The 19220-nt window shown below is 36.6% G+C and carries 19 protein-coding genes, 2 tRNA genes and 1 other annotated feature; of the genes, 4 read left to right on the top strand and 17 right to left on the bottom strand.

Translation table 11 applies throughout. The annotated features are described in order from the left end of the window. Positions 1 to 91: 91 nt before the first annotated feature. Together J2Z26_RS21665 and J2Z26_RS21660 are read right to left on the bottom strand one after the other, a co-directional pair. Positions 92 to 1555 carry an NADP-dependent isocitrate dehydrogenase gene (locus J2Z26_RS21665; protein ID WP_193534079.1) on the bottom strand — a complete coding sequence of 488 codons (1464 nt, stop codon included), beginning with the start codon at positions 1553 to 1555 and terminating at the stop codon, positions 92 to 94. Positions 1556 to 1672: 117 nt separating this feature from the next. Continuing rightward, entirely contained in the window at positions 1673 to 2527 is an 855-nt protein-coding gene (locus J2Z26_RS21660; protein WP_193534078.1) for a DUF6671 family protein, read from the bottom strand. Between the two features lie 142 nt (positions 2528 to 2669). Between J2Z26_RS21660 and J2Z26_RS21655 the strand changes: the two genes are divergently transcribed. Further along, entirely contained in the window at positions 2670 to 3851 is a 1182-nt protein-coding gene (locus J2Z26_RS21655; protein WP_193534077.1) for a DUF4317 domain-containing protein, read from the top strand. Between the two features lie 74 nt (positions 3852 to 3925). On the opposite strand, the gene asnS is transcribed toward J2Z26_RS21655, so the two are convergent. The 4 genes from asnS to groES all read right to left on the bottom strand — a co-directional run bounded on the left by asnS (position 3926) and on the right by groES (position 8814). After that, positions 3926 to 5317, bottom strand: coding sequence for an asparagine--tRNA ligase (gene asnS / locus J2Z26_RS21650; protein ID WP_193534076.1), 1392 nt, complete (start codon positions 5315 to 5317; stop codon positions 3926 to 3928). A 64-nt stretch (positions 5318 to 5381) separates the two neighbouring features. Further along, positions 5382 to 5615 (bottom strand) — a binding site (T-box leader). A gap of 85 nt (positions 5616 to 5700) precedes the next feature. Next, on the bottom strand, positions 5701 to 6495 hold the full coding sequence (locus J2Z26_RS21645; RefSeq protein WP_227413555.1) for a fumarylacetoacetate hydrolase family protein: 795 nt from the start codon (positions 6493 to 6495) through the stop codon (positions 5701 to 5703). Between the two features lie 348 nt (positions 6496 to 6843). Further along, positions 6844 to 8475 (bottom strand): chaperonin GroEL, encoded by a 1632-nt coding sequence (groL, locus tag J2Z26_RS21640; RefSeq protein WP_193534074.1) that lies wholly within the window; start codon positions 8473 to 8475, stop codon positions 6844 to 6846. 54 nt (positions 8476 to 8529) lie between these two features. Beyond that, positions 8530 to 8814: a co-chaperone GroES gene (groES, locus tag J2Z26_RS21635; RefSeq protein WP_193534073.1), complete on the bottom strand. Its 285-nt coding sequence runs from the start codon at positions 8812 to 8814 to the stop codon at positions 8530 to 8532. 340 nt (positions 8815 to 9154) lie between these two features. On the opposite strand from groES, the gene J2Z26_RS21630 reads away from it, so the two are divergent. Both J2Z26_RS21630 and J2Z26_RS21625 read left to right on the top strand, forming a co-directional pair. After that, complete coding sequence (locus J2Z26_RS21630; RefSeq protein ID WP_193534072.1) at positions 9155 to 9889, top strand: CPBP family intramembrane glutamic endopeptidase; 735 nt, start codon at positions 9155 to 9157, stop codon at positions 9887 to 9889. 29 nt (positions 9890 to 9918) lie between these two features. Further along, the gene (locus tag J2Z26_RS21625; protein ID WP_193534071.1) at positions 9919 to 10122 is read left to right on the top strand and encodes a YdiK family protein; all 204 of its coding nucleotides are present in this window, start codon (positions 9919 to 9921) and stop codon (positions 10120 to 10122) included. 19 nt (positions 10123 to 10141) lie between these two features. On the opposite strand, the gene tatC is transcribed toward J2Z26_RS21625, so the two are convergent. Genes tatC through moaC form a run of 4 tightly spaced genes read right to left on the bottom strand, consistent with a single transcriptional unit; the run spans position 10142 to position 12307 of the window. Then, positions 10142 to 10891 carry a twin-arginine translocase subunit TatC gene (tatC, locus tag J2Z26_RS21620; RefSeq protein WP_193534070.1) on the bottom strand — a complete coding sequence of 250 codons (750 nt, stop codon included), beginning with the start codon at positions 10889 to 10891 and terminating at the stop codon, positions 10142 to 10144. A 43-nt stretch (positions 10892 to 10934) separates the two neighbouring features. Then, a complete protein-coding gene (locus J2Z26_RS21615) occupies positions 10935 to 11120 on the bottom strand; it encodes a twin-arginine translocase TatA/TatE family subunit (protein WP_193471065.1) in 186 nt (61 codons plus the stop codon). A gap of 30 nt (positions 11121 to 11150) precedes the next feature. Beyond that, positions 11151 to 11789, bottom strand: coding sequence for a redox-sensing transcriptional repressor Rex (locus J2Z26_RS21610; protein ID WP_193534069.1), 639 nt, complete (start codon positions 11787 to 11789; stop codon positions 11151 to 11153). After that, complete coding sequence (gene moaC, locus J2Z26_RS21605; protein ID WP_193534068.1) at positions 11786 to 12307, bottom strand: cyclic pyranopterin monophosphate synthase MoaC; 522 nt, start codon at positions 12305 to 12307, stop codon at positions 11786 to 11788. The genes J2Z26_RS21610 and moaC overlap by 4 nt, the downstream gene beginning before the upstream one ends. A gap of 244 nt (positions 12308 to 12551) precedes the next feature. Here moaC and J2Z26_RS21600 point away from each other — a divergent pair, with 244 nt between their 5' ends. Continuing rightward, a complete protein-coding gene (locus J2Z26_RS21600; protein WP_193534067.1) occupies positions 12552 to 14489 on the top strand; it encodes an ABC-F family ATP-binding cassette domain-containing protein in 1938 nt (645 codons plus the stop codon). Positions 14490 to 14717: 228 nt separating this feature from the next. Here J2Z26_RS21600 and tsaD read toward each other — a convergent pair whose 3' ends face one another. The 7 genes from tsaD to J2Z26_RS21565 form a co-directional block, all read right to left on the bottom strand. Further along, positions 14718 to 15743: a tRNA (adenosine(37)-N6)-threonylcarbamoyltransferase complex transferase subunit TsaD gene (tsaD, locus tag J2Z26_RS21595; RefSeq protein ID WP_193534066.1), complete on the bottom strand. Its 1026-nt coding sequence runs from the start codon at positions 15741 to 15743 to the stop codon at positions 14718 to 14720. Further along, positions 15740 to 16189, bottom strand: coding sequence for a ribosomal protein S18-alanine N-acetyltransferase (gene rimI, locus J2Z26_RS21590; RefSeq protein ID WP_193534065.1), 450 nt, complete (start codon positions 16187 to 16189; stop codon positions 15740 to 15742). Before rimI ends, tsaD begins: the two co-directional genes overlap by 4 nt. Before the next feature lie 26 nt (positions 16190 to 16215). Further along, the gene (gene tsaB, locus J2Z26_RS21585; RefSeq protein WP_193534064.1) at positions 16216 to 16908 is read right to left on the bottom strand and encodes a tRNA (adenosine(37)-N6)-threonylcarbamoyltransferase complex dimerization subunit type 1 TsaB; all 693 of its coding nucleotides are present in this window, start codon (positions 16906 to 16908) and stop codon (positions 16216 to 16218) included. Next, entirely contained in the window at positions 16905 to 17363 is a 459-nt protein-coding gene (gene tsaE / locus J2Z26_RS21580; RefSeq protein WP_193534063.1) for a tRNA (adenosine(37)-N6)-threonylcarbamoyltransferase complex ATPase subunit type 1 TsaE, read from the bottom strand. Before tsaE ends, tsaB begins: the two co-directional genes overlap by 4 nt. Positions 17364 to 17388: 25 nt before the next feature. Beyond that, positions 17389 to 18375, bottom strand: coding sequence for a thiamine-phosphate kinase (thiL, locus tag J2Z26_RS21575; protein ID WP_193534062.1), 987 nt, complete (start codon positions 18373 to 18375; stop codon positions 17389 to 17391). A 367-nt stretch (positions 18376 to 18742) separates the two neighbouring features. After that, positions 18743 to 18819, bottom strand: a tRNA-Met gene (locus J2Z26_RS21570). Between the two features lie 307 nt (positions 18820 to 19126). Then, a tRNA-Asp gene (locus tag J2Z26_RS21565) sits at positions 19127 to 19202 on the bottom strand. Positions 19203 to 19220: the final 18 nt, after the last annotated feature.

Raw genomic sequence — 19220 nt, 5'->3', positions numbered from 1 at the left:
CATTAATTCTTCAATAATGTAAAAAAGCCAGGTAAATGGATATCATTACCTGGCGTATCTTCATTATCTTTAGCGAAAGAGATTTTTGTTACTATTGACCTTGACCTAAGGAATATCCTCTTTCACCATTAAATTTATAAAGGTTCTCTGTTTTAATCGTCTCTAAGTCAGCTTGGTGAATTCTGTTTAAAAGTTCAATAATTTCTTTGTTGGAGTTTCCACCTTGGTTTTCCATACATTCGAACCGGCAACGCCAGTGGTCTGTTGTGAATGTTTCTGGGAATCCTTGTGGATATACCTTAACTCCACGATTCGTTATAACGGCTAATTTGAATTCTGGACCCGCTAGCTCTTCTAGTTTTTGACCGATTTCATCCGGTGTAAGTTCGTTGTTAAATAGAAACACATCGACTCCATCTAATTCACGAACAACATCTTGTTTAGGTCGATCCTTTACGGCAGGACTAAGATGGAAGGCTGTGTCTTCCGTTTGCTCAACCTGTTTATATTCTACCGGTGTGTAGGTTGAAGGCTTTTGGCCAAGCCTTTCAATAACTGCTTCAGCAAACGCCATTGTTCCAACTGAGCTTGCACCTTTAGCGATATCTCCTGTATGTATGCCGTCTTCTAATGTTTTTAACCATGCGTTATGAATACGAGTTGCCACTTCAGGTTGACCAATATGTACTAGCATCATAATGGCACCATTTATAAGACCAGAAGGATTTGCAATACCCTTTCCTGCAATATCTGGTGCACTTCCATGGATTGCTTCAAACATCGCAACTTGGTCTCCGATGTTTGCTGAACCAGCTAATCCAACACTTCCTGTAATTTGAGCAGCTACATCAGATGCGATATCCCCATAAAGGTTTGGCATAACGATTACATCAAAGTCCTGTGGTGTATCTGCGATCTTAGCCATGCCAATATCGATAATCCAATGCTCTGTTTCAATTTCTGGATATTCCTCAGCAACTTCTCTGAATACTTTATGGAATAAACCATCAGTTAATTTCATAATGTTATCTTTCGTAAAGCATGTTACTTTTTTACGATTATTCTTTTTAGCGTATTCGAACGCATAACGAACAATCTTTTCTGAACCCGGACGTGTAATTAATTTTAGACATTGAACAACTTCAGGGGTTTGCTGATGCTCAATTCCTGCGTATAAATCCTCTTCATTTTCACGGATTATGACAAGATCCATATTCGGATGCTTTGTTTCGACAAATGGTGCATAAGACACGTTTGGTCTAACGTTTGCATATAAACCTAATGTTTTGCGAATGGTTACATTTAAACTTTTATACCCGCCACCTTGGGGTGTTGTAATAGGTCCTTTAAAGAATACTTTAGTACGTCTAAGTGAATCCCAAGCCTCATCCGGGATACCTGATGAATTTCCTGAAAGATAGATTTTTTCTCCTATATCTATGAACTCTGGTTGTATTTTCGCTCCAGCGTGCTCTAAGATTTTTAGAGTAGCATCCATAATTTCAGGACCAATACCATCTCCTCTTGCTATTGTTATTGCTCTCTCTTTTGTCATATGTATAATCACCTTTCATTTCTATGTTGTAAAAACCATTTCTACTATAGTTAACATGTTATCATTTCTAATTACTATTTTCTAATAACTCTATCTTCAAATTCTTTTTTACATCTACTACGGGTTACAAATAGGACAATGTGCCGGGTCCGCAAACTGCCTTCCATTTGGATATAATCTTTCTTCCTGTTCTCCACACTTCTTACACTTATAAATCTCTGATTTGATTAGATTGGTTTTTAAACCACACCCACTACATATAAGTCCTGCTTTTCTTTCTACTACCTCAAAACCTGGAAACGAGCACTTGGAACAGAGAGAATAAATCTTACTTATCAAGTTCTCAGTGGCCAACTTAATGTTTTTCATTCTTGTTGGGTTATATAGCGCTCGCATATCTGTTTCAATATATAATTCATCATTACTTTTCTTCAAAAAATAGTTAATTGCTTCCTCCAACTGTTCATGCGTGTTTATTCCTTTTATGATTTCATCCTTACTTCTCACGATTACCGCATGTTCAGGAAACCCAACTGACTCACAAAACTCCTGGGCATCTTGAATCTTCTCTATTTTCATTTGCCTATAATTAGTATCTGTTGTACTAGCTTCTCCGAAGATCTCAAACTCATTTACTCTATCTATTAAAAATACAATTTCACGATTATATGGAACCCATGGTAGAAATGGGTGTGGGCCAAAAATACCCTCACTTGAAATCGCAATTGTCTCTCCTGTCAAGCTCATTGCATACTCAGCTTTATGTTTAGCTGCCTCTACTTGGTCACCCATTCTTTCAATATCTCGAGTAAAAGTACCAAACTGATCTGTATTAAAATCGATTGGAACCTTTATATTTATCCCAAGTTGGTCTTCTAATAAGGGCAACATCACTGTTTCTTTTTGGTGCATGGTAGCCAGAATACCAATTCTATGATTAAAAAAGGAATGAATAACCTCTTTCTCGTTCATGATTTGCCCCCCTGTAAATAGTAACTTTACATAAGTATATACAAAAATGTATGTTAAAATAAATGATGCTCAAACTCAAGGGTGTTAAGCCTAGCCACCTTTTAATTAACAAATCAGGGCAATTTAGGAGCTGTAGGTACGCATGAACAAAAAAGATATAGCAAATATTCGAAAACAATTTAAAAAAGATAATGATTTACTTAAAATCTCCAGTATTTTTAATGTCTATATTATGAAGGAATCAAGTGAAATATATCATCATCAGAATCAACCGTTTGAAATGCTTGATCAAGATCAACAAGAGTTGTTTTTAAATAACTTCAAAAAAATGCTCGGTGGTAATTTAGACGAAAAGCTGTTTGAACTTAAGTTCAGAAGAAATGCCGAAAATAATAGCCAACTTATTCTGCACCAAGGGCTACTTAGCAGTGAAGTAGATGAATGGAAAGAATATATGCTTGAAATTGTTAGCAAGATCCTTTTAAGCCGACAGTATGAAAATGATATAGTTATCACATTCATTCGTGGAGAATACAGAAAACCAACGAAGCGACGGAATGAGGAAACTGAGGAAAGTGAACGAGATATGGTCTACTCTCATCCTTTTATATTGTGCAGTATAAATAATACGCAAGAACCAAAAAAAGAACTACTTTTTGATTATGTAGGTAGAGAGTTCAAATACAACTTTGTGGTGGATCCAATCATTAACCTTAATGCTCCAATTGCTGGTTTTCTATTTCCTTGTTTTAAAGACAATGCAGCAGATATAAATCATGTACTTTATTCTTCCGGAAAAGTACATGAGCCTGATCATCGATTTATTGAGGAAGTGTTAAATGGCGAAGAAACAATGACTGCACAAGACGATAAAGTAGTCTTTGAAGAAATTATTAAAGACGTTACAGGTGACCAATTAAGTACATCTACTCTTTCCAATGTGTATGAAGAGATCAATCGCATGATCGTTGAAAATGAAGAGGATGAACAACCAAAATTAGACACAAAAGATGTAGAGCGTGTCTTAAAGATGAGTGGTATTGAAGATATAAATATAGAAAAGGTTGAAACTGCCTTCCAGAAGATAATTGATGATGATAAATACGAGATAAAAGCAAGTAACATCTTACCAAAATACAATTCAAAGTCGATAAAAATTAATACAAAGATCGCTAATATCTCGATTAGCCCTCAGGATTTACGCTATGTAAAACAAATTCAGTTCAATGGCAAACTCTATCTAATGCTAGAGGTCGAAGAGGATACGATTATTGAAGGATTTACAATGATTCCAGAAGCGCTTGTTGACGATAAAAAAGGATGAAGATATCTTCTTCACCCTTAGCTTCAAAGGTCTTTCTCTCATTACCTATGAGGAAAGACCTTTTTGAATGTGATTTAAAATTCTGCGCTTCCAGTTGTACGTGGGAACGGAATAACGTCACGAATATTTTTCATTCCTGTTATGAACATCAATAGACGTTCAAATCCAATTCCATAACCGGAATGTTTTGTTCCACCAAATCTTCTTAACTCTAGGTACCACCAGTAATCTTCTACTGACATTCCCAATTCTGTTATTCTCTCGGCAAGAACATCTTCTCTTTCCTCACGCTGACTTCCACCAATTAGTTCTCCAATTCCAGGCACTAATAAATCTGTAGCTGCTACCGTTTTGCCATCATCATTTGCTCTCATATAGAAAGCTTTGATCTCTTTAGGGTAGTCAGTAACGTATACTGGGCGTTTGTAGATCTGCTCACATAGGTAACGCTCATGTTCAGTTTGTAAATCAATACCCCATTCAACTGGGTAATCAAACTTCTCCCCAGAATTTTTCAATAACTCAACTGCCTCCGTATAAGTAACTCTGCCGAAGTCTGCTGAAACAACTTGTTCCATTCTTTCAAGTAATGTTTTATCAATAAAGGAATTGAAAAACTCCATTTCTTCTTTTGCTTCTTCAAGTACATAACCGATGACATACTTGACCATTTCTTCACCTAACTCCATAATATCAGCTAGTTCAGCAAATGCTACCTCTGGTTCAACCATCCAAAATTCAGCTGCATGACGTGCTGTGTTAGAGTTTTCCGCTCTAAACGTTGGTCCAAACGTATAAACGTTGCGGAAAGCCAGAGCAAATGCCTCTGCGTTTAGTTGTCCACTAACTGTTAAGTTGGTTTCTTTACCGAAGAAATCTTGGTTTAAATCAACTTTTCCTTCATCTGTCTTAGGTAGGTTATCAAAGTCAAGAGAGGTAACTCTAAACATTTCACCTGCACCCTCTGTATCACTTCCAGTAATAATTGGTGTATGTACGTGTACGAACCCTTTATCTTGGAAGAATTTATGTAGGGCATACGATGCTAATGATCTTACTCTAAAAACGGCTGCAAACGTATTTGCTCTTGGACGCAAATGAGCAATTGTTCTTAAATATTCTAACGTATGCCTCTTCTTTTGAAGTGGAAAGTCAGACGTTGATTGGCCTTCAATGATGATTTTTTCTGCCTTAATCTCAAAAGGTTGTTTCATTTCAGGTGTTAAAATAAATTGACCTTCGATCGTAACTGATGAACTAATTGATAATCTTGTTACATCCTTAAAATTTTCAAGCTCATCCTCAAAAACAACTTGTACACTCTTGAAAAAGGTACCATCGTTAATTTCCATGAACCCAATTGATTTAGAATCACGAAGTGTTCGAATCCAACCGGAAATCTGTACCTTTTGATCGATAAATTTTTCCTGGTTTCTAAAAAGTTCTTTAATTTCTGCTTTGATCATAACTAACCCTTACCTCCAATTAAGTAATTTATTTATGCAATAAAAAAAGCCTTCCAACCCCTATAAAAGGGACGAAAGACAGGATTCCGCGGTACCACCCAAATTGCCATAAAAATGGCCAACTTTAAGCAACTAATTGCTCTGCCTTTTAACGTAGGGCAACGTCTAAGCCTACTAGGCAACCCGTTCGGTTAGAACTCAAAGGTGTTCTTCATTTATGCTTCCCTCGCTAGGCTCTCACTATCCCTAACTCGCTATGGATTTCAGCAAAAATTACTTTCCTTTTCATCGTTTTTAGCATATACATTTTAATATAATATAAATTATCATAAATTGCTTTCACATAGCAACTTTATTTTTAACTTTCTAGATACTAATTCTATCTATACTACATAATTGCGAAGCTTTCCAATCTTCTCTACTTCAACTACTACACTATCTCCAGATTTCATTGGACAACTCCCTGAAGGTGAACCAGTAGCAAGAACATCTCCTGGCTCAAGTGTCATCACCTGGGAAATCCAACTGATAAGAAAAGGAATTGAAAGTGACATCTCATTCGTATTTCCATCTTGGACTACTTCACCGTTTAGAGTTGTAACGATTCTTAGGTTGGTTGGATCTATACCAGTCACTATATGAGGGCCTAATGGACCAAACGTATCAAAGCCTTTGCCTCTTGTAAACTGGGGATCAGATTTAGTTAGGTCTCTTGCCGTAACATCATTAAAAATGGTACAACCAAAAACATAATCTAATGCCTCTTCTTCTTTTATATTTTTACCCCTTTTTCCAATAATAAGCGCTACTTCTCCTTCCAGTTCTACCTGATTTGTTAAATTAGTAGGAGGAAGTACGATTTCACCTTGATCTGGGATGAGCGAAGAAGCTGGCTTTAAAAACAGAAACGGTTCAGCAAGGTTAGCTGTGCCACCAGTTTCTTTTGCGTGTCCTGCATATGTCCAACCAAAATTAACAATCTTTGAGGGAGATACTGGCTCTAAAATCTTCACTTCACTGTATTTAACCTTTACACCATCATAGTTTAGCTCGTTGTTCAAGATTTCTGTGAAATTGCTAGACAATTGTAGAATTTCTTCACCCTCAACAACTCCATAATATACTTTATCATTAGTTTGATAGCGAACGATTGTTAGTTCTTGTTGTAATGTCTTCATTTGCATATAAACTCCTTTAATCACTTTCTAAATCCTATATAACTTTATACTAAAAAGAACAGCTTTGCCATATAGAAAGCAAAAGCTATCGAAATGATTAATGTAATTAGATGATTCCTTTCATCTACAATTTTTTTCTTAGCAACTTATATTATTAAGAGACACATGTCACTTGTCAATTATCTTAAGACTTTTGTCCTCAATTACTATGTTATACCAAAAGCAAAAAAAGAGGACTCTCAAAAGTTTTTACAACTAATGAAAAGCCTCTTTTTAATTTAAATTATGTTAGCATTTTGTTAGCAAATCACTTTAGAATCCTTATCTATTAAGGGTTCAAGGGGCAGATTACATCATGCCGCCCATTCCACCCATGCCGCCCATGTCAGGCATCATTGCAGAACCTTTTTCTTCTGGAAGATCAGCTACTACTGCTTCAGTTGTTAAGAACATAGCTGAAACAGATGCAGCGTTTTGAAGTGCTGAACGAGTAACTTTAGTTGGGTCAACGATACCCGCTTCGATCATGTTTACCCATTTACCAGTTGCAGCGTTGAAACCAACACCGATTTCTTCATGTTTTAGACGCTCAACAACTACAGATCCTTCAAGACCAGCATTGTGTGCGATTTGACGTACAGGCTCTTCAAGTGCACGTAGAACGATATTGATACCCGTTTGCTCGTCACCTTCAGCAGTGATTGCAGAAACTTTGTTATATACGTTCACTAATGCAGTACCACCACCAGAAACGATACCTTCTTCAACTGCAGCACGAGTAGAGTTTAGAGCATCTTCAATACGAAGTTTGCGCTCTTTTAATTCAGTTTCAGTTGCAGCACCAACTTTAATTACAGCAACACCACCTGCTAATTTAGCAAGACGCTCTTGTAATTTTTCTTTGTCAAATTCAGAAGTAGTTTCTTCTAATTGAACACGAATTTGGTTAACACGAGCTGCGATTTTAGCAGAGTCTCCTGCACCTTCAACGATTGTTGTATTTTCTTTTGTTACTACGATTTTAGATGCGCGACCTAATTGAGTAATGTTAGCAGATTTAAGGTCTAAACCTAAATCTTCAGTAATAACTTCAGCACCAGTTAAAGTAGCGATATCTTCTAGCATTGCTTTACGACGGTCACCAAATCCAGGAGCTTTTACAGCAACTGCATTGAATGTTCCACGAAGTTTGTTCACTACTAGAGTTGCAAGAGCTTCACCTTCAACATCTTCAGCTACTAATAATAGTGGCTTACCTTGTTGAACAACTTGCTCAAGAACTGGTAAGATTTCTTGAATGCTAGCAATCTTCTTGTCAGTGATTAAGATATATGGATTGTCTAAAACAGCTTCCATTTTATCAGAATCAGTTACCATGTATGGAGAAGCATATCCACGGTCAAATTGCATACCTTCTACTACTTCAAGCTCAGTTGAGAATCCTTTAGATTCTTCAATTGTGATAACTCCATCGTTACCAACGCGCTCCATAGCTTCAGCAATTAATTGACCTACTTCTTCGTCAGCAGAAGAAATAGCTGCTACTTGTGCAATAGATTCTTTACCTTCAATTGGTTTAGAAATTGCTTGTAATTCTTGAACAGCAACAGCAGTTGCTTTTTCAATCCCTTTACGGATACCCATTGGGTTAGCACCAGCAGTTACGTTTTTAAGGCCTTCGCGGATCATCGCTTGAGCAAGAACTGTAGCAGTTGTTGTACCGTCACCAGCAATTTCATTTGTTTTACTAGCAACTTCAGCTACTAATTTAGCACCCATGTTTTCGAATGCATCTTCTAACTCGATTTCTTTTGCGATTGTTACTCCGTCATTAGTGATAAGTGGAGAACCATATTTTTTCTCAAGAACCACGTTACGTCCTTTTGGTCCTAATGTTACTTTAACAGCGTTAGCTAACGCATCTACACCACGAAGCATAGAGCGACGAGCGTCTTCACTAAATTTAATTTCTTTAGCCATTTGTATGTACCCTCCTCAAGTTATTGTAAGTATTTTTATTAAGTATGAATTCGATTAGCCAAGAATAGCTAAGATATCACTTTCACGTAAAATTAAGTATTCAGCACCTTCGTATTTTACTTCAGTACCAGCATATTTTGAGAAGATAATGCGATCGTCTACAGAAACCTCAAGAGCCACGCGCTCACCATTTTCTAATACACGACCTGTTCCAACAGCAATAACCTTGCCTTCTTGCGGCTTTTCCTTAGCGGAATCTGGTAACACAATACCACTTGCTGTTTTTTCTTCAGATTGTACAAGTTCAATTACAACACGATCACCTAATGGCTTTAACAAGTGAAACAACCTCCTCAAATAATCTTATAATTTTTAGTTTGGTTTTTTATTAGCACTCACTAACCTTGAGTGCTAACACAATTATTATATTAAATAATCTCTATTTTTTTTGCAAGTATTTAAGCAAAAAAATTTTAATACCCAGCAAAATTTTCCACACCCTTCTAGATTATGTCACACCAACGGAATTCTAAACTAGAAATGTTAAAAATTTATCTATTTTTCCTTTTTCTACTTTATCTACTAAGTCTAAAATCATAATAGTAAGAGAAGCAGAGTATTATATGGTAAAATACTATTGTATTTTTAATTCATAGTAACTAAAAAGGAGACCTTACATTTGGAGAAACGTTATTGGTATGTCATTTTGACTTATATAGTAATGCAACTTTCTGGAATTATTGGAATTCCGATATTATTATACTTTGGGTTCGGTGGAGAAGATTATGATACAGCCTTCACTCTCGCATCTACATACTGGCTAATTATTAGCTTCTTTGCAGCTTTACTAATGATTTTATATATATTACGACAAGATATAAAAGACAGACATTTAGCTGATCAGCGTTCTTCAGGGGCGAGTGCAGTAGGATGGGCTGTTGGTGGGGTATTTTTAGCCATGTTTGCTCAAGGTATCGCTGCTAGTATTGAAATAAACCTTCTTGGTATTGAACCTGGCTCAGAGAACACTCAACAAATTATCCAACTGATAAAGACTACACCTTTACTGATTATCGTTACATCTATTATCGGACCTATTCTTGAGGAGATTATTTTTAGAAAAATTATTTTTGGATCATTTTATCGAAAATTCAATTTCTGGATCTCTGCTTTCCTAAGTTCAGTTATCTTTGCACTTGTTCATATGGAACCAGAGCACTTGTTATTATATTCAGCTATGGGCTTTACCTTTGCATTTCTTTACGTAAAGACAGGGCGTTTGCTTGTACCTATATTCGCTCATGTAGCCATGAATACACTTGTCGTAGTCGTGCAAACTATTTTTGCAGAGGATATTGAAAGGATTATGAAAGAAGCAGAGAAAATGCAATCTTTCATATCTTTCTTATTATAGGTTAACGGAACTTCACTGGAGGACTTACAATGCGTCGAACATCACCCTTTTTCATGGGAATTATGTATACACTAATGGGATTACTATTCACTTATTTAGCCGTAGAAAGTGTTGAAGATACAATCTGGAATTTTGGAACCATTCTACTGATCGCTGTAGCTACTTTTGACTTTGGAGTAGCCATTCGAATGTTTTCCTTAAATAATAAAATCAAACAGCTTAAAAATAAATAAACCTCCCAAATCGGGAGGTTTATTTTTGTTCATTTTGATAGAGCATTTCTGCTTTCTTCGCTTTCCGATATGCACCTTTAGATACAAGAATACTGATTTCATATAGTCCAAACAACGGAAGAGTTACCATCATATGTGACAACAGTTCAGGTGGAGTTATAAACGCTCCAATGACTAAGAGGACAAAGTACGCATACTTTCGTACTTTCACCAAAAACATTGGAGTTACAATTCCAAGCCTTGTTAAAAACATAATAACTACTGGCATTTGGAAAAGTAGCCCAAATGGAAGAGTTAGTTGAAAAAGAAACTGAAAGTACTCATTAATTCCGATCACTTGATTTATGTCTAACCGATCAGCAAGTCTTCCCATAAAGTCAAAAACGAACGGGAAAAGAATAAAGTAAGAAAAGGAAATACCCACTAGAAACAGAAATACAGAAATGGGAATATAACTCAAGGTTACTTTGCGTTCTTTTTCGTAAAGTCCTGGACTAATGAAAGCCCATAATTGATATAAGATAATGGGTGAAGTGATTACAAATGCTATAATAAAAGCAAATTGCATATATATTTTAATTGGGTCCGCAGGGCGAAACGAGTTCATCGTTAATTCCTTAGCTTCGTCCGCATGTTGTAAATATACAATTATCGGTTCTGCTAAGAAAAAGCCACCAACCATAGCCAGGAAAAAGAAAACGACTATATATATCAGTCGTTTTCGAAGCTCACCTATATGGTCATATACGGACATTTCTTTTTCTGTCATAATGAATCATCCTAACCACAACTAAAGCATTTTAAATCAAAAGTTATTTTAGTTCTTCATTTTTCTTTTTGTCCTCGTCTTCATCATCAGCTAAACCTTTTGTTGCGTTCTTAAATTCACGAAGTGTATTACCCGCTGCTTTTCCAAGCTCAGGTAATTTTCTAGGTCCAAAAATTAATAGTGCTACAAACACGATTAGTAGAAGGCTTCCAATTCCAATATTCGGCATATCCTTCACCTCCTTTAAAGGGATTCTTATTTATTCACTTGGATAATGTTTTAAGAAGTATACGAGTGACTGTAATTCTACTGCTAAATCAATATGATGTACCCTAATGTGCTCCGGAACATTTATTCGAGCTGGGGTAAAGTTCAATATTCCCTTTATCCCTTTTTGTATTAAGCGGTCTGTGATCGGTTGAGCTGACCCAACAGGTACAGTTAATATAGCAACCGTTACATTTTCAGGTAAACGTTCCTCTAGTTCATCTAAATGATAGACTGATACGCCACCAACTTCTGTTCCGATTTTTGATTGATCTACATCAAAAGCCAATTCTATTTTAGTATTATTGTTTTTAGAGAAGTTATAGTGCAAAAATGCAGTTCCTAAATTACCTACTCCAATTAACGTTACTGCAGTTAATTCATCTTGATCTAACGTTTTTCTGAAAAAGGATAACAGATAATTCACATTGTATCCATATCCTTTTTTTCCCAACGCTCCAAAATAGGAAAAGTCTCGGCGAATTGTTGCTGAATCCACTTTTACTGCCTCACTCAGTTCTGCAGAGGAAACTCTTAACTTTCCTGAGGCATGTAGGTTCTTTAAAAATCTATAGTATAACGGTAATCTTTTAGCAGTTGCTTGTGGTATTTTTGATTGATCTATATTCAACTTTCATCCCCCACATTCAAACCATCTAAAAGGCTTTCATCTCTTTTAAAGTCTCCGTTTTTACCACCTGTTTTTTCTATTAAGAAAGTAGGACCGATGATCATCCCTTTATCGACTGCTTTACACATGTCATATACAGTTAAGGCTGTTGCAGATGCAGCAGTTAGAGCTTCCATCTCAACACCCGTACTTCCCTTTGTCTTAACTTCAACACGTATAAGCAGATGATATTCTTCTTCTTCATTCTTCCAATTAAATGAAATATCTACCCCTTTTAATGCAAGTGGGTGACACATTGGAATAATATCAGAGGTTTTTTTGGCAGCCATAATTCCTGCTACTTGAGCAACAGCTAGCACATCACCCTTTTTAATTGCATTTTGGGTTATCTTTTCGTATATCTCTTTATTTACTTGAACACTCGACTTTGCAATTGCAGTCCGAATGGTACTCGTTTTATCTGTAATGTCTACCATTTTGGCACGACCTTGATCATTAAAATGAGTGAAAGACGACATATAAATCTCCTCCCATAGTAGACTATACACTATTTTACCTCGTCTGTCTTATGAAGTTCTGTGATTTATTTCACTTTCTTAGTTGCATCCTAATAAAATCCATATCGTTAAAGGAAAGAGTTTGTTCAAAGTTTTGACACAATTGTGATATGGGTATTTTTAGTATTACTCTAATGCTGTATAATAAGTTGCCCTCTCAAGCTCTGATAAGATACACTTAGCTTATACTAAGAGGTGAATAAACATGATTTTATTACAAGTAAATCAGCTAAAAAAATACTTTGGTGCTGATCTTATTTTATCTAATATAAAACTAGAAGTACAATCAAGAGATAGAATTGCCCTTGTAGGAAGAAATGGTGCGGGTAAATCTACACTACTAAAAATTATTTCCGGGCAAATGTCCCATGATGGTGGAGAAATCATTAAGCCAAAAAACCTCTCAATCAACTACTTAGCACAAGATACAGGTCTCGAATCAAGTCTGTCAATTTGGAATGAGATGTTGACTGTCTTTGCACCATTGAAAAAACTAGAAGCTGACCTAAGAGAACTTGAACAGAAAATGGGTGATCCCGATATCATCCAAAATGAAGCTAGTTATCAACGATTATTGGCTGAATATGACCAATTGCAAATAAACTTTAAAGAGCAAGGTGGCTACCAATATGAATCTGATATTAGATCCATTTTACATGGATTTAATTTCTCAGATTTTGATTACAATACGTCTATTTCATCTTTAAGTGGTGGGCAAAAGACGCGCTTAGCCTTATGTAAACTATTATTAACGAAACCTGACTTATTAATATTGGACGAGCCGACGAACCACTTAGATATTGCTACGTTAACATGGCTTGAACAATATCTGCAAGGTTATCAAGGAGCAATTCTCATCGTATCCCATGATCGCTATTTCCTGGATAAGGTTGTTAATCAGGTATATGAAATCTCTAGAACGACCTCAACAAAGTTTACTGGCAACTATAGTCATTACTTAAAACAAAAGGCTGAAAACTACGAGCTTGAGCTTAAGCGATATGAAAAGCAGCAAGATGAAGTTGCAAAACTAAAAGATTTTATTCAAAAAAACCTTGCTCGTGCATCCACAACAAAAAGAGCACAGAGCCGGAGAAAACAACTTGAAAGAATGGATATGATGTCTTCACCTCTCGGAGATGAAAAATCAGCTTCCTTTCTATTTGATATTGAAAGACAGAGTGGGAACGATGTCTTAAAAGGAGCAAATCTATCCATTGCTTATCCAGGCTCAAAGCCTACGATTAAGAATATATCATTTTCAATTAGTCGCAGTGACAGTATAGCGTTAGTCGGTCCAAATGGAATTGGAAAATCAACATTATTGAAAGCAATTATAAAAAAACTAACACCTGTTGATGGCCATTTTCAATTTGGCTCAAATGTTTCAATTGGGTATTATGACCAAGAACAGGCGAACCTGACTTCAAATAAGCGTGTCCTCAACGAGCTTTGGGATGAGTACCCTCTAAAAAATGAAAAAGATATTCGAACTGTGCTAGGAAATTTCCTATTTTCAGGAGATGATGTGTTAAAAACTGTATCCACTTTAAGTGGTGGTGAAAAAGCACGTCTTGCACTAGCTAAGCTGATGATGCAGAAAGCTAATTTCTTAATACTCGACGAGCCTACTAACCACTTAGATTTAGATAGCAAGGAAGTATTAGAAAACGCCCTAGTAGACTATCCGGGTACAATTCTATTTGTTTCACATGACCGTTATTTTATCAATCGAATTGCAACTAAAATATTTGAGTTATCCACAATTTCACTTACTGAATACCTTGGTGATTATGACTATTATGTGGAAAAAAAAGCTGAGATGGTTGAATTAGAAGCCCTCGAGAAGAAACAGGTTCCACAGCAGAAAAAAGTAGAAGAGAAGACAGACAAGCTCTCCTATGAACAAGAAAAAGAAGCTAAAAAGCTAGAGCGCCAACGGAAAAGAAGAATTGAAGAAATTGAAGTTGAAATATCGGAACTTGAAAGTAAAATTGAAGAAAATGATCAGTTACTATGTGATCCTGAGGTTTATCAAGACCATGAAAGAGTACAAGCTTTAAACGAGGAAACGGCAAAAGCAAACTCTAAACTAGAATTGTTAATGGCTGAATGGGAAACATTACACGAAATCAGTGGATAACCTCCACTGATTTTTATTTTCCACAATATTATTCACATTACTAGCCTTTAAAATAAGGTTATCAACGTACTTATCCACATTGTCCACAATAAAATCATAAGTTATCCACATTTTTTATCCATTATAAATGATTTGATTTGACTGGGATTCGGAAAGTTATGCACAAAACTGTTGATAACCCTGTGTATAAACAAAAAAAGCATGGATTTCTACAATCCATGCTTTTTTTTACCCATGTATCTCTAAATCTAGTCCAGGATTTGCATTTAAGGCATAATCCGAGCGTATTCCTTTATCATAGAGAATGCTACCTGCCGCTGCTATCATAGCTGCGTTATCGGTACAGAGTGAAAGCGGTGGGATAATAAGTTCTATCCCATTTAATTCTACAAAAGCTTTTTCCAAGCTCTGACGTAAGCCTTTATTAGCTGCAACTCCACCAGCAAGTAATACTTGTTTAACATCGTATTCTTTTGCAGCTTTGACTGTTTTTGTAACTAAAACATCAATAACACTTGCCTGAAAACTTGCAGCTAAGTCCTTGGAATCAATGGTCTCTCCACGTTGCTCTGCATTATGTAGAGTATTAATAACGCTTGATTTTAAACCACTAAAGCTAAAATCATAGGACCCCTCTTCTAGCCAAGCTCGCGGAAGATCAATAGTAGGATTCCCTTCCCCAGCAAGTCGGTCGATATGTGGCCCACCTGGATAAGGTAGATTTAGAGTTCGAGCAACCTTATCATAAGCTTCTCCTGCTGCATCGTCTCGTGTTTCACCGATGACTTTGAAGGATCCATGCTCCTTCATATAGACGAGCTCTGTATGTCCTCCAGACACCACTAATGATAGTAAAGGAAATTGAAGTTCTTGAATCAATCGATTTGCATAGATATGCCCTGCGATATGGTGTACTCCTATTAATGGTATATTGTGCGCAAACGCAATTGCTTTTGCTGCATTTACCCCAACTAGCAATGCTCCAACTAGGCCAGGCCCTTCTGTTACAGCAATCGCATCAATATCCGAGAAATCTATGTTCGCCTGATTCATCGCTTCTTCAAGCACGATAGTCATTTGTTCTACATGATGTCTAGAAGCAATCTCAGGAACAACCCCACCAAACCTTTTATGACTTTCAATCTGAGATGCAACTACATTTGCTACGATTTCTTTTCCATTTTTTATTACTGCAACTGCTGTTTCATCACAGCTTGTCTCTATACCTAATATAATTTGGTTATCAGTTGTCATAAATTCACCCACATTACTATTGCATCTTCATTATTATCAGTATAATAATTCTTTCTAATACCACCAGGTTGAAACCCTAACTTTTTATATAAAGACTGTGCTACGACATTTGATACACGTACCTCTAACGTCATTGACAGTGCTCCATACTGCTTTGAAAGGTCCATTGCTTTTTGCATCAAAGCCTCCCCAAGCTTTTTACCTCTATATTGTGGAAGAACAGCCACATTGGTTATATGAGCTTCATCGACGACAATCCACATACCACAATACCCAATGACTCTTCCTTTATCTAACATAACAATATACTTAGCAAATTGATTGTTCATTAATTCATTATAAAAGGCCTCTCGACTCCAAGGAGTTGCAAATGCTAGATGCTCAATTACAAGAATTTGATCTATATCGTAAATCGTCATTGGACGAAAGTTAATTGTTGTTTCCATTTTGATCTCCATCTTGCTTTAATCTTCTATTTATTTTGTGATGCTAACCAGTTTGTTTCTGCTTCTACCATTCGAATATAGTTAGGAACAAAAGAATGAACATCCTGTTCTTCCCTTGTTACACCTAAAAGTGCCAATTCACTTGGACGAGGATTATTCAGGCTCGAGCTTGCAAATATAGCTAAGTCTTCTAATTCTTCCTGAATCGTTGTCTTATGAATCGCTAAGTCATTCCCCAAAAATAAAACTTTCTGATTTTCCTCTTTCAATTCCTTCAACCAGTCCTTTAGTAAAACAATCCGATCATTTTTTTTACTAACAAACTGACCTTCCTCATATGCATAAAGACCAGTATACACTTGACCTCTTCTAGCATCAAAAATTGGTGATAGACTTCCCTGAAAATATTGACCATTTGCTGCTAGAACCTCAAGGCTCGATACACCAACTAACGGTATTTTTAAAGCCCATGCCAAGGTTTTAGCTATCGTAACACCAATTCTAACTCCAGTATAAGACCCTGGACCATGTGCAACAACAATCTTTTCTACTTCACTAGGCTTAATATCACACTCTTGAAGCAACTGATGAATGGCTGGCATTACTCTTATTGAATGATTCTTCTTTAAGTTTGTAATCACTTCTCCTACAACATCGGCCCCATCCACAATTGCAATTCCCATCACATAGTTAGACGTATCAATTGCTAATACTTTCATTTTGAAAAAATCTCCTCACATACATCAATATACCTCTTACCAATTGGTTCTAGTTCGATTCTACGATTTAAATCACCTTCATGAAATAACTTAATTTCTAAACGGTCTTTAGGTAACTGCTCTTCAATTAATTTAGCCCATTCGACGACAGTGACACCGTCACCTTCAAAGTATTCATCAAAACCAAGATCTTCAAAGCTATCTTCTACACGATACACATCCATATGATAAAGAGGTAAGCGTCCCTTATATTCTTTAATGATCGTAAAGGTTGGACTACTAACCGTTCTTGTAATCCCTAAACCTTTGGCTAATCCCTTAGTAAACGTTGTCTTTCCTGCTCCTAAATCACCTTCGAGCGTAATCAAGTCCTTGGGCTGCAAAAGGCTCCCAAGTTTCTCTGCAAACTCCAAGGTTTGTTCAGGTGTATCTGTTTTAAACGTAAATTGATTCATCATATTCACCCTATGTAATTTAGCTTTATTTAAAATGATTATATCCTCTTTTTTCAAGAAGCGTTAGTGTGCCCTTTGTCGAGAGGTATACTTCGCCTTTTCCTTCAACAACGCTACCAACTTTAGTAACCAGTATATTCTGTTCTACCATCTGTTGCTGAAATACCTCCCAATCTGTTGCTGAAGTTGTACCAATTAATTCAAAGTCTTCCCCACCGAATAATGCATATTCCATGGCTCTTTCTTGACTATAGTGTAGTAGTTGATTGCTAAGCGGAAGCTTTTGTTCATCTAAATGAATATCTACATTACTAGCCTTAGCTATCTCATTTGCTTCACTAGCAACACCGTCACTAATATCATTCAATGATACACGATCTAATATTGCTAAATGACACCCAATCTCCACTCTTGGAGATGGGAGCTGATGTCTTTCAGTTAAATAGGTTTCACTGTTGTTATAGGAATAGTTACTTCCATGCTTTAATAGTAAGTCTAAGCCTGCAGCAGAATCTCCAACGGTTCCTGTTATAAATACAACATCCCCAGGTCTCGCATTACTTCTTAACAGTTTCTTCCCTTTTTCAATATAACCTATCAGGGTGACACTTACCATTAAAGGACCTGGAGAGAATACTGTATCTCCACCTATTAAATCGACCTGATAGGCTTCACTCAACTTATGCATTCCCTCATAAATAGCTTCTACATCTACCTGTGACCAAGTCTTCGGAATAGCAATTGACACTAAATAATATGCCGGTATTCCCCCCATTGCTGCAATATCACTTATATTAACAGCCAGCGCCTTATGACCAATCTGATTAGGAGACATTGTTTTGGTTGTAAAATGGACATCTTCTACCATTGTATCCAAACAAATAATCTGATCCCTATCCTGAGGCAAACCAACTAAGGCTGCATCATCACCAATACCAGCAATGAGTTGTTGATTATGTATTTTGTTCGGCTTTATTTTATCTATAAACGCAAACTCATCGTATATCGTCAAACGACTTCAACTCCAAACAAACATTTAAAAAGAAATCTCGCCAGTTGACGAGCCTAACTCATACTAAGAAAATCTACGTTCTCATCTCTGAACTACTACTAGTTTAGCTTATTTTGGGTAAAAGTACAAAATGGTGTTGGTGGTTTGTTGATCTTAGAGGGTAGGTTTGGGGCTAAAACTCATTATGAATAAATTTATTCGCGATAAGAGGCTATATTCTCGTCTTTCTCTTAAAATACTCGTGATTTACTATAACTTATTCGTCATTCGAACCCTTTTACTCGTCTTACTAAAAGAAATACTCGTATATCTATAAAAAGGCATAAAAAAAACGAAACATATCGTTTCGCACACTTTTATAAAAAATTGGTTGCGGGGACAGGATTTGAACCTGCGACCTTCGGGTTATGAGCCCGACGAGCTACCGGACTGCTCCACCCCGCGACAGTAAAAATGATTCTGTTTTCTTCTCTTGCTTAGATAGCAAGGACTGTCCCAATCTCAGTAAGCTATTCAAGAAGCAGCTCGATTGGTACAACTCGCTGAGGATTCATGGAAGTAACGCTCGTTGCTCCACCCCGCGATAGTAAAAATGATTCTGTTTTCTTCTCTTACCTTAATAGTATATCCCAATCTCATCAAATTAATTCAAGAAACTTCTCGAATGTACTAAATGAGTTTACCCAAGCAGCATAAGACACCCTAAAAAAACAAAAAACGAAACCACTGTTTCGCATTACGTTCAAAAATATGGCGGTCCCGACCGGGATCGAACCGGCGATCTCCTGCGTGACAGGCAGGCATGTTAACCGCTACACCACGGGACCATTGGTTGCGGGGACAGG

The sequence above is a fragment of the Cytobacillus luteolus genome (assembly GCF_017873715.1).
In the GTDB taxonomy this organism is placed as follows: Bacteria; Bacillota; Bacilli; order Bacillales; family Bacillaceae_L; genus Bacillus_BV; species Bacillus_BV luteola.
Note: the sequence above shows the minus strand (reverse complement) of the source record. Positions and strands in the feature narration are given on the sequence as shown.

Bases quoted from the DNA above. Each gene is read 5' to 3' on its own strand.
- J2Z26_RS21665 (WP_193534079.1), bottom strand. From the start codon at position 1,555: ATGACAAAAGAGAGAGCAATAACAATAGCAAGAGGAGATGGTATTGGT.
- J2Z26_RS21660 (WP_193534078.1), bottom strand. From the start codon at position 2,527: ATGAACGAGAAAGAGGTTATTCATTCCTTTTTTAATCATAGAATTGGT.
- J2Z26_RS21655 (WP_193534077.1), top strand. From the start codon at position 2,670: ATGAACAAAAAAGATATAGCAAATATTCGAAAACAATTTAAAAAAGAT.
- asnS (WP_193534076.1), bottom strand. From the start codon at position 5,317: ATGATCAAAGCAGAAATTAAAGAACTTTTTAGAAACCAGGAAAAATTT.
- J2Z26_RS21645 (WP_227413555.1), bottom strand. From the start codon at position 6,495: ATGAAGACATTACAACAAGAACTAACAATCGTTCGCTATCAAACTAAT.
- groL (WP_193534074.1), bottom strand. From the start codon at position 8,475: ATGGCTAAAGAAATTAAATTTAGTGAAGACGCTCGTCGCTCTATGCTT.
- J2Z26_RS21625 (WP_193534071.1), top strand. From the start codon at position 9,919: ATGCGTCGAACATCACCCTTTTTCATGGGAATTATGTATACACTAATG.
- tatC (WP_193534070.1), bottom strand. From the start codon at position 10,891: ATGACAGAAAAAGAAATGTCCGTATATGACCATATAGGTGAGCTTCGA.
- J2Z26_RS21615 (WP_193471065.1), bottom strand. From the start codon at position 11,120: ATGCCGAATATTGGAATTGGAAGCCTTCTACTAATCGTGTTTGTAGCA.
- moaC (WP_193534068.1), bottom strand. From the start codon at position 12,307: ATGTCGTCTTTCACTCATTTTAATGATCAAGGTCGTGCCAAAATGGTA.
- J2Z26_RS21600 (WP_193534067.1), top strand. From the start codon at position 12,552: ATGATTTTATTACAAGTAAATCAGCTAAAAAAATACTTTGGTGCTGAT.
- tsaD (WP_193534066.1), bottom strand. From the start codon at position 15,743: ATGACAACTGATAACCAAATTATATTAGGTATAGAGACAAGCTGTGAT.
- rimI (WP_193534065.1), bottom strand. From the start codon at position 16,189: ATGGAAACAACAATTAACTTTCGTCCAATGACGATTTACGATATAGAT.
- tsaB (WP_193534064.1), bottom strand. From the start codon at position 16,908: ATGAAAGTATTAGCAATTGATACGTCTAACTATGTGATGGGAATTGCA.
- tsaE (WP_193534063.1), bottom strand. From the start codon at position 17,363: ATGAATCAATTTACGTTTAAAACAGATACACCTGAACAAACCTTGGAG.